The sequence below is a fragment of the Paenibacillus sp. J31R98 genome (assembly GCF_056269245.1).
Map to the genome: position 1 here is coordinate 586,504 of NZ_JBWDNO010000003.1, position 11,948 is coordinate 598,451.

The window sequence follows — 11,948 nt, forward strand, 5'->3', positions numbered from 1 at the left end:
TGCTTAGGTGTGCGCTAACGCAGCTCTTAGTAAGCCAGCGTGTAGAGGCCTTCGATGTGCGACAGGTAACGCGCATTGCTCGCTTTCTTCATGAGCGATGCAGGCGTACCGCGCAGCTCGATGCCCGTCTCGCCGATCGCACCGATACCGTCCTTGCGGCCAAGGCTCGCAAGCGTACCGGAGAATACCGGTTTGAACTCTTCAGGCTGTGTGCCTTTGAAAGCTGCCGCGATATTGATGCCAACCAGCTCGCCCATTTGCCAAGCGAGTTGTGCTGTCGGCGGATACGGGCGACCTTCCGGTGCGAAGACAACTGCGCAGTCGCCAGCCAGGTAGACATCAGGGTGCGATGTCGATTGCATTGCGCTGTTGACTGTTGCGCGGCCACGGTTTACTTCGATACCGCAGTTCGCTACGAGCGTGTTGCCTTGTACGCCGCCAGTCCATACGATCGTGTTGGACGTAATCGTTTGGCCGTCTTTCAACGTAACCACATTGCCCTTCACTTCCGTGATCGGAAGGCTCGTCAGGAATTCTACGCCGCGAGCTTGCAGGCTCGTTACCGCGCGGTTGATCAGGTCTGGCGAGAACATTGGCAGAATCGTAGGCATTGCTTCAATCAGCTTCAGCTTGATGTCCGAGAAGTCTACGCCGTTCGCACGGCAGATTGCCGGCAATTCATCAGCGAGTTCGCCGACAAGCTCAGTGCCAGTCAGACCGCCGCCGCCGATAACGAACGTAGCGTCCTCAGGAGCTTTCGACTTAGCATATGCTTTTACCCGATCCACAACATGCGCGAAGATCTTGTTCGCATCGTTAACGGACTTCAGGATCAAGCTGTTTTCTTGCAGTCCAGGAATGCCGAAATAGTTCGTTTCGCTGCCTAGTGCAAGCACCAGTGCATCGTAACGGTAAGAAGAACCATTGCTCAGATCAACCTTCTTGCCTTGGACGTCGATCGCCGCAATTTCGCCAACGACAACGTTAACGCTCTTCTTCTTAAGAAGCTTCTCCAGTGGGAGCGCTACTGCTTTCTCAGCCACATTGCCTGCAGCCAGACGGTGCAGTTCAGTGATGATTTGGTGTGTGCTCGAGCGGTTGATGATCGTCACGTTCGCTTCGCCGGCTGTAAGATGATTTCTTACGGATTGCGCTGCCAGCAGACCGCCGTAACCGCCGCCGAGAATCAGAATTTCCTTGCTCATCTGTGTTCCTCCATTCGTCGCCTTATGACGGTCGCTATTATTGTGATTTTCTTTCGCCAAGAATATCTAGATAGGCTTGCCCGAAGCGGAGCATACGCTGCAGCTCAGGATCCTTCAGCAATTTGATCATACCGAATACGCCGATCGAAGCTCCGCCTTGATCCGCACGGTCATTCGCTTCAATTGCCGCAGAAGCGTAATCTTTCACTTTTTCTCCAAGCGGCTTCAATACCTCTTGGAATCCGCCGAGTGTATCCTGAATGAGGACTCTGTCCTTGGACACTTTTTGCGCGAGATCGTAGATACCCGTCATAACGGTCATCATTTCTGCCAATTTCGGCAGTTGATCCACCAATGCGGTGATTGCTTGCTGCACTTCCGGTTTCAAAAGCTGGTCCAACACGTCGAGCTTCGCCGCCGCATCCGTAACTGCTGCTGCTCCTTGCTCAAGTACTGCTGTTGTTTCAGACATTTTGTTTCCTCCCTCAGATGAAATTAATAAATCCGTCAGTCTAAGCTGCAGGTCGTTTCCGACCATACTGTGAAATTATTCACAAGTAATTTTGAATATCATTATTTTAGCTCATTGTGACCGTTTCGTACAGATGTAAAATTACGACGAAAACCCGTGATTTATGGTATGAAGGCATCTGAAGAATAGGATTGCACAAGAAAGGCGCGATTATCCGCTGCGATCGTGCCCTCAGATGCACAAATCCACAACCCTACGCGGTTGTGGATTTATTTGGCAGCGTCCAGTTAGAAAGATTTTTCCGACGTTGCCGCCATCATCTCCTTCACAGCATCCTTGATCGTACTGGACGAAATAGCGAAACCCATGCCTTGAGCTTCGGCATTAACTGCGGTATTCACTCCGATTACTTCGCCTTTAGCGTTCAGCAGCGGTCCTCCCGAATTGCCGGGGTTAATCGAAGCGTCAGTTTGCAGAAGATGTTTGTATTGATGCTCGGAACCGTCTTCCTCCGTGACCGTAATCGGACGCTCCTTCGCGCTAAGCACGCCAATCGTCATCGTGTGATCCAAGCCGTATGGATTGCCGATCGCGACAACCCAGTCGCCGACATTCGCTTGATTCGAGTCACCGAAGCTTAGAGCCGGAAACGATTTGCCGTCAGGGCTCTCCACCTTGAGCACCGCTAAATCCAGATCTTTATTCGCATTAACGACCTTGGCGATAAGCGGCTCATCATATCCAGGCACGGTTACTTTAAGCTCTGTGGCATCTGCAATAACGTGCTGGTTCGTCAGGATATAACCGTCTTTATTGAAGAAGAATCCGGACCCGGTACCCATTAGCACCGGATCTTGACTGCTTTGCTCCGACTGCTGCCGACCGCCGGACCATGCGCCGTCCCTGCCGAAGAGGTTCGGATTCGACTGGTTGTTCTCCACCCCATAATTCGCAATCTCCACGACTGCAGGGTTCGCTTGCTTGAACACCGAAGCAAAGTTCTCCGTAGAGGAATTGAGCGAAGCAGTCTTTAATCCGGCGTCAGCTGAATTAGAGCCACCGTTCGAACCGGTCTGGACGACACTTGCTGTCCCTCCGCTGAACAAGTTCATTCGATCGGACATGTAGGTCATTCCCCCAACCACAACGGCGCCGACTAGAAAAGCCGCCAGAATCGACCGAGAAGACGTTCGTCTGCGTCGTTTCGCACCGCCGCCTGCTGAAGCACCTTGCCCCTCATTCTCCGCGAGCGTTTCGTCATACACCCGCTGTAAAGTTGTCATCTTCTTCGAGGAATCATAGCGATATATGGTTGGACCTTCGTTTGCGTTATCGAGTTCATTGTTCATTTCTTTATTCTCATCCATTAGGATCAGCCTCCTGTGCTCTTGATGACTTCATTATGAGGGACGATCCTAAAAGGAAGCTTAAAACTAGCTAAAAGGTTCCTGAGAATTTAATAGATTGGTACCCTTGGAAAAGCAAAAACCACATCCTCATGCGGATGTGGTTAATGATGGTGGAGGCGAGGGGATTTGAACCCCTGTCCGAAGACAACGCCACACAGGCTTCTACGGGTGTAGTCACGGTATTGATGTCACCCGAGCGTCGTCCCGTAACCGACTACGCGTTGGGTCAGCCTGATTATCTTCTTCCGTCGACCCCAGGCGGAGACCGAACGGCGTATCCCACTACATGTTAGCCCCTAGTCTAGTCACATGGGCGATGCTAGGTAGGAGCACGCTAACAGGTTATTAAGCTGCTAAAGCGTAAGTTTGTTGTTGTTTGCCATTTAATAGGCTTTAGCGTTGATGAAGTGGACGCGTCCCCACTACCCGCAACCCATGCTCGAACTATCCCCGTCGAATCCATAAACGCCCCCAATATCGCATAAACGGCTCCATACGTTCCGTTTAGCAGGTAAGAACGCTCTGTCGACTGCAGTTGCCAACAGTAAGGCATCTGCATCAGGTGAGCATGTTACTACTTCGTTCGTTGCTTACTTAGTATAACACAGGTACAGCCATCATGAGACAATGTCTTGTTGGAAGTCTTGGCGACGATCGCCTTACATCCCAAGCGGACTAAATTGCCTTAGCGAGCGACCTTCTGCTTCTCACGCAATGCACGCTGGATATCACGCTGCGCGTCCTTCTTCGCCGCCGATTCGCGCTTGTCGTACTGCTTCTTACCTTTACCAAGGCCGAGCAGTAACTTCGCATAACCGTTGCGAACATAGATCTTAAGGGGCACAATCGTGTAGCCTTCTTGCTTCGACTGGCCGAGCAGCTTATGAATCTGCGACTTATGCATGAGCAGCTTGCGCGTCCGCGTCGGATCCTCCGGGTTGCTTCGGTTCCCTTGATCGAATGGGCTAATGTGCAGGTTGTGAATGAAAATCTCGCCGTTACGAATAGTCGCGAATGCATCACCAATGTTCGCTCTGCCTGTCCGCAGCGACTTAATCTCCGTCCCCATCAGCACCATGCCTGCCTCGAAGGTCTCCTCGATGAAATAGTCATGGGAAGCCTTCTTATTCTGTGCGAGCTGTTTGCCATCACTTTTCTTGCTTGCCACGCCTATCACCTCTCCCCAAAAGCGTAAATGAACGGACTCCTAACCTAGGCTAGGAGTCCATTGTAGCAACTTTACATGGTGAAATCAAGATTTGGTAAAAGCAGCCCCGAACCGCGAATTACAAACGATTCTTACGCACGAATGCTGCGGTGGAATTGCTCTTTTTCTTCTTTTTGCGCTGGCCAAGGCCATTGCCTCCGCCGTTGCCGCCTGCGCCCTCAGATCCTGCAGCTGCTGCAGGCTTCGAAGCCGAAGCACCACCGCCAGCGCTTGCGCCTGCGCCGCCGCTTTTCTTCTTGCGGCGTGTGCCAGTTCCGGCGCTTTCGCCATTACGGCCGGCATTATTGCCGCTGCCGCCTGGACGACCGCCTCGACCGCCGCCGCGTCTGCCGCCTTCCCCGCGACTACGGGAGGACCAGTTTGAATCTGGATCTTCGCCGTAATCCTTCAAGGAGCCAGCATTCGTGATCGGCAGTCCCCACATATCGGTGCGAACTTTACGAACGCCACCACCGGACGTGGCACCACCTTCACCGCCACTGCGGTCATTGCCCATAAGCCGGTCGAGATTGAAATCGTCTTCCGGCTTCCACGCACGCGAATCGCGCTCGCGCGCTGGCTGCGCCGGCACGCTCGCGCCGGCTGCGCCATTCTCGCCGCCGCTGCCACCGCGGCCCTTGCGCCTGCGCCCGCTGCGCTGCTCCGCAGGCGCCGCTGCACCCGCCGCGCCTACGCTGCCGCTCACGCCCCGCGCGGCTTCGCCCGCGCTCTGCGCTCCTCCGCCGCGCCGCTTGCCGCGGCCGCGCGGGCCCACAGCCGCGCTCGCTTCCCGCGCAGCTGCTGTCGGCGCTGCTGCTCCGCCACGCGCACCGCCGCGGCCCGCACGCTCGCCGCCGCGAGCGCCATTGCCTCCGCGCTCGCCGCGCCCGCCAGCGCTGCGCGCCGATGCGGCTGCGCCGCCACGCTCGCGGCCACCGCCGCCGCCGCGCGAACCGCCACGGCCGCCGCCGCCGCGGCCGACCAAACCGTACTCGCGTGCACGGTCCGCATCGTTCGCGCTCAAATTCTCGAGCATCGTGAAATCAATCGTATGCTCTTCCATATTCACCCGCTCCACGCGCACGCGCACCTCATCGCCGATCCGGTACGTCTTGGACGTCCGCTCGCCGATGAGCAGCATGTGCTGCTCGTGGAAGTGATAATAATCGTCTGATAGCTCGCTCAGACGAATCAATCCTTCAACCGTAGTCGGCAGTTCCACGAAGATGCCGAAGCCTGTTACGCTGCTGACAATGCCGTCGAACTCCTCGCCGACCTTGTCGAGCATATACTCGCATTTCTTCAGCTTCTCCGTGTCCCGCTCCGCATCGACAGCAACGCGCTCGCGTTCCGAAGACTGCTGAGCAATATCCGGCATCCGCGCCGCTAGCGACTCTTGTCGCGCGTCTGGCAACGTTCCGCCATTCTCAAGCACCTCGCGCATCACGCGGTGGATGATAAGATCGGGATAACGCCGAATTGGCGAGGTAAAGTGCGAATAGAACTCTGCTGCAAGTCCGAAGTGCCCTAAGCTCTCGGCATCGTACTTCGCCTGCTTCATCGAACGCAGCATCACCGTCGAGATAACGGTCTGCTCCTTCGAACCGCGCACATCCTCAAGCAATGTTTGCAGTGCACGAGGGTGAATGACGCTGCCGCCTTTGCCTTTGATCGTATAACCGAAATTGGCCGCGAACTGCACGAAGTTTAGCAGCTTCTCTTGGTCCGGATTGTCATGCGTCCGGTACAGGAACGGCACCTTCAGCCAATAGAAATGCTCGGCAACCGTCTCGTTAGCTACAAGCATAAATTCCTCAATGATGGATTCCGCGATGGAACGCTCGCGTTTCACGATATCAACCGCTTTGCCCGTTTCATCGACGATGACCTTCGACTCTACGAAGTCAAAGTCAATTGCGCCGCGCTTCATCCGCATTCCACGCAGTCTTGTTGCAAGTTCCTCCATGAGTTTGAACGTATCGACAAGGTCCGCGTAACGCTCGGTCACTTCCTCATCTTCGCCTTGAAGGATTTTGCGCACATTCGTATACGTCATCCGCTCTGTCGTTCGAATGACACTCGTGAACACATCGTGCCGGACACGCTTCAGCGTCTCCCCGTCAAACTCCATCTCGCAGGACATCGTCAGCCGGTCAACCTTCGGATTGAGCGAGCAGATTCCGTTCGACAGACGGTGCGGCAGCATCGGAATAACCCGATCGACCAAGTACACGCTGCAACCGCGGCGGTACGCTTCTTGATCCAGCGCAGAGTTCTCTTTCACATAGTAGCTAACGTCTGCGATATGGACTCCCAGCACATAGTTGCCATTCTCCAAGCGTTCAATATTGACCGCATCGTCGAGGTCCTTCGCATCTTCGCCGTCAATAGTGACGATCACTTTGTCGCGCAGATCGCGCCGCCCTTGGCGTACAATCTCGTCCTCCGTGATGGAGTCCGGAGCCGCCTCAGCTTCAGCCATCACATCAACCGGGAAGCTCTCCGGCAACTGATGCTTGCGGATAATCGACAGAATATCAATGCCTGGATCATCCTTATGTCCAAGCACCTCAACAATCTCGCCCTCAGCGGCCGAGCGTCCTTCCGGATAGGTCAGAATCTTCACGACAACCTTCTGTCCTGTCACCGCACCGAGAAAGTGATCCTTCGCTATGAAAATATCCCGATTAATCCGTTTATCATCCGGCAACACGAAGCCATACGACTCGTGATTCTGGAAGGTCCCGACGATCTGCGTGACCGCCCGCTCCACGATGCGGATCACTTCGCCTTCCATACGGCCGCCGTGCTCGCTGCGGGATGTCACGCGCACAAGTACGATATCTCCGTTCATCGCGCTTGTCAGATCATGTGCGCCAATATATACATCTCCATGTGCTTTGTCCTCTGGAATGAGGAAAGCAAAGCCTTTTGCATGCGCCTGAATGCGCCCGCGCACCAAATTCATCCGTTCTGGAAGGCCATAGCGGTCACTGGAATTCCGTACAATCTTGCCCTCATTCTCCAGCTCATTTAAGACCACAAGGAAATTGCGGAACGACTCCGCATTGCCTCCCCCGCCCAGCTGCTTATCAAGCTCTTGGTAGGTCATCGGCTTGTACGCCGGTTCACGCATGTAAGCCAGCAGCTGCTGCTCTGTTACCATAACTTTCTCACCTCATGTACCGCGTTGCCGTCAATCCCATGTACAGCCGTCGGTTGATAGATTCTCATATACTATATAGTATACACGAAAGGGGCAGTCAGCATCCGCGGACAACCCCGCAAAATTAACATTTTTCACCTGCGGTATCAAATCTGCCATATTGTACCATAAAAAGCATGCAACAAAAAAAGCGAGCTATAAGCCCGCTTCCTGCGTTTGTTACTATACTTTAACCAAGTATGCACAAATGAGTGCTGTAATAAAGAAGCCCGCAGCAACCCCAATTGTTAGACGCTGCAAGAACAGATCAAGTCCGCGTGCCTTCGTCTTACCGAACAAATGCTCAGCGCCACCGGAAATCGCACCAGACAAGCCTGCGCTCTTACCTTTCTGCAATAGAACAACAGAGATTAGAGCAAGCGCAAAAATCATAAGCAAAATTTTAAACGTAATTGCCAAAAGTTCCACCTCCTGCACAAGGAGCAAATTTGTACTTTGTTCGCTGCCTTGTCGCATACAAGGAGACAAGACCTAGAAACAGCATTATCATTGTAGCATAGCAAGGAAGCGAATACAAGACACTGCAGAAGGGGAACAGGCCAAGCTCCATTAGCAAATTTTGTCCTTCTGCCAGCGAATGCTCTCGTCGAAAGGAAGGAATGTGAACTGCTCTTTCTTCCAGTAATACTGCAGCTCCTCCCGCGTCCATCCCTCGTACAATTCATCCCATTCAAAAGGGCCATGCGGCAGCAGCGAAGCATTCTCGATCGGCTGGCTAGCCGGCTGGAAACGAAGGTCTAATGACAAGCGCACACGTCCGGGCTGCTTATTCGGAAGCGCCTTATGCACCATCATGCTGTGAAAAATAACGATATCTCCCGCTTCATAATCACCCTCGGCCCACTCGTAGCCAAGCCCGCACAGAATGGACTCAAGTCCGCCGGCACCGGGGTTGCCTGTTACTTGGAGCAGTCCCCCGTCATGGCTGCCTTCGAGCATCGAGAGCGTACCGAGCGTAAGCGGCACGTCACCGATCGGCGCCCAGCAGGTCCACGTATTACTGCTGCCTTGAATATGGAGAAAATCCTGATGCGGCGGCGTTACGTTCAGCTTGTCGCTCGGCAGCATGATGCGCGCGATATTGCGCGGATGTGGGAATGTCCGCTCGCCGAACAGCGTATCGAACAAGCCAATCAGCTTCGGATGATGGGCGAAAGCGTGAAATGACTCCAGCTTCTGCACCTTGTGATACACCTGCTGCGTCGTTCCAATCCCGTTCCAGTTCAGCTCCTCCATCGTCATCCCGTCGATGAGCGGCTGATTGCCGTAGCCATCCATGAGAGGCTTAGACGGATCAAGCAGATTCTCTTCATGCAGCACATTCAGAATCTCAAGGCGCAGAGCCATAATTTCCTCTCGCGTGAAGAAATGCTTGAAGAACAGGTAGCCTTTCCGCGCCGCTTCAAGGCGCAGCTCCTCCGGTGCCGCAAGCAGCGGCGTCGCATCCTCGAAATCTCGTGTTGCCGGTTTGATTGCAGGATCCATACGCTAAAGTCCCCTCTCAAGCGAATTGTCGATTGCCGACCTTCTATTCTCATTGTATGCTCTTGTTGAATAGCTGTATTTATGAGAGCTCGACGAGTTTTTAACTTTAACCGACCTATTACAGTGGCAGGAGGCGTCTATTCCTATGCCTGACCGTATTCCGGAATCGCTCCCTTGGCAGTCGTTGCAGCCTCACGTACATTACGCGAATAGACTGCAATGCTTGCCTGGTTTTGCTTTTGGACCGCGTATCATTGAAGAACATCAATTTATATTCGTGGCAGCAGGCAAAGGGACTGCATGGATTCAAGGCGAGCGCTATGATGGCTCTCCCGGTTGCCTGTTCTATTACGGCCCGGATACCGTACATCACTTTATTGCGGATGAAGCGGAGCCTTTCCTGCTATATGGCCTACACTTCAGCTGGATACCAAGCGAGGTGCAAGAGCGCCATGGTTCGGGACTTCTTATCCGCGATGCCAAGTTCGACCCCGCCATTGATAGGAAGAAAGACAACCGGATGCTGATCGGCGACGTGGATGAATCGCCTTCTCCTGATAATCTGCTCATAGACGATGTCAGACAACTGCCGACGCATCGGTTCGAGCCCCGCTTCATTCGGCTTGCGGAAGCGTATGGCATGGAAGAGCGGGCATTCAAGCAACCGCTTCTGAACGGCCTGCTGCTTGAGCTAATCGCTGCCATCAAACAGCATGAGGAGCGCGAACGATCGAGAAAATTGGCTTCTCCGCTGATTAGTTCCATATCGAGTAGGCTGGCCGAGCATGCACGCGAACGGTACAACCATAGCTGGCTTGGCGAGTGGAGCGCCTACCACCCAGACCATATCGCTAGATTGTTTCGCTCCGAGCTCGGCACTACCCCTCACGACTACTTCATGTCCTGCAAGCTGAGGCTCGCCAAGGAGCTGCTCGCGCATTCGGAGCTGTCTCTGCTCTCCATCGCTGATGAGCTTCATTCAGGCACCATCCACAATTTCACCAAATGGTTCAAGCAGCACGCCGGCTTGCCGCCCGGCAGGTTCCGCAAGCAGTCTCGCTTTATATAAGCAATAGAAAAGGAATAAGTAATCTGGAGGCGGTTAATTTGCTTCTGGAGCATTATTCTTTCACGGCACCTGCTGTCAAACCAGCCACCATGTATTTCTGGAAGAACAAGAACAAGATAACAATTGGGACTGTTGCCGTTACGCATACCGTCATTATGTTCGCCCAATCATAGGAGACCTCTCCCATGTATCGGATGGAAATCCCCGGATTCAGTGTACGGAGGTTATCCTTGTTAATGAGCGTTAAGGAATAAAGCAGATCATCCCATGAGAGTATGAACGTATAGATGCCTACTGAGAAAATCCCTGGTTTGGAGAGCGGGAAGATAATACGAAACAAGATGCCGAATCGGCTGGATCCGTCAATTTTTGCCGCTTCTTCAAGCGTCCCTGGAATGTTGTCAAAAAACACTTTGATCATCCAGATTGAGAATGGCAGGGAAGCCGTAGTTAAAGCAATGATTAGACCTAGCTGGGTATTAATCAGTCCAGTAGACTTATAAAGCGAGTATAGCGCGATAAGCAGTGACACGACCGGCAGCATTTGTGTCGACAAGATCGAGAACAACAGGAAATTTTTGAATCTGAAATGAAATCTGGAGAACCCGTATCCGGCAAACATGGCGAACAACAGTGTAATTAGCGTTGTGCAGCCACTGACCAGCAAGCTGTTCTTGTAGTAGATCAGGAAGTAGTTGTCCGAGAACAGTTTCGTATAGTGGGAAATGACAGGCTTAGCCGGAATCCACTGGGGCGGTATATTGAACAACACCGAATTATCTTTGAAAGACGTTACAAGCATCCAGTAAAGCGGAAATATAAGAAAGAGGAGAAATACGAGCAAGCCCGCATATAGCCCAAGGTTAGGCAGCAGCTTGTTGTTTGGCTGGCTTTGACTTTGCATGGTTTTTCCCCTTTCCGGATTCGTCTTCGCCAATGGAGAACAACTTGTTGTATAGGCCGGAGATCAGAATCATAATGATGAGCCATAACGCTCCAATTGCGGCTCCCTTGCCTAGGTCCATCTGAACAAACGCAGCTTTATAGCTGTAAATGGCTAGTGTTGTCGTCTTATCGAGCGGTCCTCCGCCCGTCATAATCCAGAAGAGCGGGAACATTTTGAAATTCTCAATGATTGAAATCAGCGTAACCGTTTTAATGTTGCTTTTGAGCATTGGTAATGTAATGTACAGCAGAATTTGCGCCTTGCTTGCGCCATCGATTCTGGCAGCTTCGTACATATCCTCGGATATGCCCTGCATGCCGGCAAGCAGCATGGTGCTCATAAACGGCAGTTGGCGCCATAACGCGGTAACGATAACGGCTGGCAGCGCCAGGTCGAGACTGGTGAGCCACTCCTGCGGTCCGCTGATAATATGCAATTGTTGAAGAATATAGTTAACCAACCCGTATTGCGGTTGGAATAACCACATCCATAGCAAAGCGGAAACAATCGTTGGCACGATCCACGGGATGAGAATTAAAGTACGGAATATTCTTTTGAATCGAATGCCGGAGTTAAGCAGCAACGCCAGAAACATGCCAAGCACGAATTGGACGCTGACAATGCAGACTACATACGTCAGCGTTACACGAAGCGCTCCGAAAAACTCCCCGTCCTGCAAAATGCTCTTATAATTCGCAAAATCATTCCACGGCTGATGCTTCATACTCAGCAACGATACGTTGAAGAAGCTCATAGAAAGCGATTTGACAATCGGAATGCCGATGGAAAACGCCAACATCGCCAAGGCAGGCAGAACTAAGACAAGAAGAAACATACGATCCTTCGCCAGTTCTGATAATCGTTTACCATTCATATGTTCTCCACTCCTATCTCTCTTTCGGTCGAGGACGCCTTCTTGCAGCAAGGCG

General features: G+C 52.8%; 10 protein-coding genes and 1 other RNA gene. 1 reads left to right on the forward strand and 10 read right to left on the reverse strand.

What is annotated here, in order from left to right:
* Positions 1 to 26: 26 nt before the first annotated feature.
* From AC0YNX_RS16205 to AC0YNX_RS16240, 8 genes are all read right to left on the reverse strand, one after another.
* Entirely contained in the window at positions 27 to 1,205 is a 1,179-nt protein-coding gene (locus tag AC0YNX_RS16205) for an NAD(P)/FAD-dependent oxidoreductase (RefSeq protein ID WP_475816704.1), read from the reverse strand.
* A gap of 37 nt (positions 1,206 to 1,242) precedes the next feature.
* Positions 1,243 to 1,677, reverse strand: a complete 435-nt coding sequence (locus AC0YNX_RS16210) for a helical membrane plugin domain-containing protein (protein ID WP_475816705.1) — start codon at positions 1,675 to 1,677, stop codon at positions 1,243 to 1,245.
* 287 nt (positions 1,678 to 1,964) lie between these two features.
* Positions 1,965 to 3,044 carry a S1C family serine protease gene (locus tag AC0YNX_RS16215; protein WP_475816706.1) on the reverse strand — a complete coding sequence of 360 codons (1,080 nt, stop codon included), beginning with the start codon at positions 3,042 to 3,044 and terminating at the stop codon, positions 1,965 to 1,967.
* A gap of 150 nt (positions 3,045 to 3,194) precedes the next feature.
* Positions 3,195 to 3,559, reverse strand: a transfer-messenger RNA (tmRNA) gene (gene ssrA / locus AC0YNX_RS16220).
* Positions 3,560 to 3,771: 212 nt separating this feature from the next.
* On the reverse strand, positions 3,772 to 4,254 hold the full coding sequence (gene smpB / locus AC0YNX_RS16225) for an SsrA-binding protein SmpB (RefSeq protein WP_475816707.1): 483 nt from the start codon (positions 4,252 to 4,254) through the stop codon (positions 3,772 to 3,774).
* A 118-nt stretch (positions 4,255 to 4,372) separates the two neighbouring features.
* Complete coding sequence (gene rnr, locus AC0YNX_RS16230) at positions 4,373 to 7,459, reverse strand: ribonuclease R (protein WP_475816708.1); 3,087 nt, start codon at positions 7,457 to 7,459, stop codon at positions 4,373 to 4,375.
* Positions 7,460 to 7,681: 222 nt separating this feature from the next.
* A complete protein-coding gene (secG, locus tag AC0YNX_RS16235) occupies positions 7,682 to 7,918 on the reverse strand; it encodes a preprotein translocase subunit SecG (protein WP_475816709.1) in 237 nt (78 codons plus the stop codon).
* A gap of 150 nt (positions 7,919 to 8,068) precedes the next feature.
* Positions 8,069 to 9,004, reverse strand: coding sequence for a phytanoyl-CoA dioxygenase family protein (locus AC0YNX_RS16240; RefSeq protein WP_475816710.1), 936 nt, complete (start codon positions 9,002 to 9,004; stop codon positions 8,069 to 8,071).
* Between the two features lie 145 nt (positions 9,005 to 9,149).
* Between AC0YNX_RS16240 and AC0YNX_RS16245 the strand changes: the two genes are divergently transcribed.
* The gene (locus AC0YNX_RS16245; RefSeq protein WP_475816711.1) at positions 9,150 to 10,073 is read left to right on the forward strand and encodes a helix-turn-helix transcriptional regulator; all 924 of its coding nucleotides are present in this window, start codon (positions 9,150 to 9,152) and stop codon (positions 10,071 to 10,073) included.
* 52 nt (positions 10,074 to 10,125) lie between these two features.
* Here AC0YNX_RS16245 and AC0YNX_RS16250 read toward each other — a convergent pair whose 3' ends face one another.
* Together AC0YNX_RS16250 and AC0YNX_RS16255 are read right to left on the reverse strand one after the other, a co-directional pair.
* On the reverse strand, positions 10,126 to 10,977 hold the full coding sequence (locus tag AC0YNX_RS16250; protein WP_475816712.1) for a carbohydrate ABC transporter permease: 852 nt from the start codon (positions 10,975 to 10,977) through the stop codon (positions 10,126 to 10,128).
* Positions 10,937 to 11,893 carry a carbohydrate ABC transporter permease gene (locus tag AC0YNX_RS16255; RefSeq protein ID WP_475816713.1) on the reverse strand — a complete coding sequence of 319 codons (957 nt, stop codon included), beginning with the start codon at positions 11,891 to 11,893 and terminating at the stop codon, positions 10,937 to 10,939. Before AC0YNX_RS16255 ends, AC0YNX_RS16250 begins: the two co-directional genes overlap by 41 nt.
* Positions 11,894 to 11,948 lie beyond the last annotated feature (55 nt).

Excerpts from the sequence above, each read along its gene's own strand:
- AC0YNX_RS16205 (WP_475816704.1), bottom strand. The coding sequence starts at position 1,205 with ATGAGCAAGGAAATTCTGATTCTCGGCGGCGGTTACGGCGGTCTGCTG.
- AC0YNX_RS16210 (WP_475816705.1), bottom strand. The coding sequence starts at position 1,677 with ATGTCTGAAACAACAGCAGTACTTGAGCAAGGAGCAGCAGCAGTTACG.
- AC0YNX_RS16215 (WP_475816706.1), bottom strand. The coding sequence starts at position 3,044 with ATGGATGAGAATAAAGAAATGAACAATGAACTCGATAACGCAAACGAA.
- rnr (WP_475816708.1), bottom strand. The coding sequence starts at position 7,459 with ATGGTAACAGAGCAGCAGCTGCTGGCTTACATGCGTGAACCGGCGTAC.
- AC0YNX_RS16240 (WP_475816710.1), bottom strand. The coding sequence starts at position 9,004 with ATGGATCCTGCAATCAAACCGGCAACACGAGATTTCGAGGATGCGACG.
- AC0YNX_RS16245 (WP_475816711.1), top strand. The coding sequence starts at position 9,150 with ATGCCTGACCGTATTCCGGAATCGCTCCCTTGGCAGTCGTTGCAGCCT.
- AC0YNX_RS16250 (WP_475816712.1), bottom strand. The coding sequence starts at position 10,977 with ATGCAAAGTCAAAGCCAGCCAAACAACAAGCTGCTGCCTAACCTTGGG.
- AC0YNX_RS16255 (WP_475816713.1), bottom strand. The coding sequence starts at position 11,893 with ATGAATGGTAAACGATTATCAGAACTGGCGAAGGATCGTATGTTTCTT.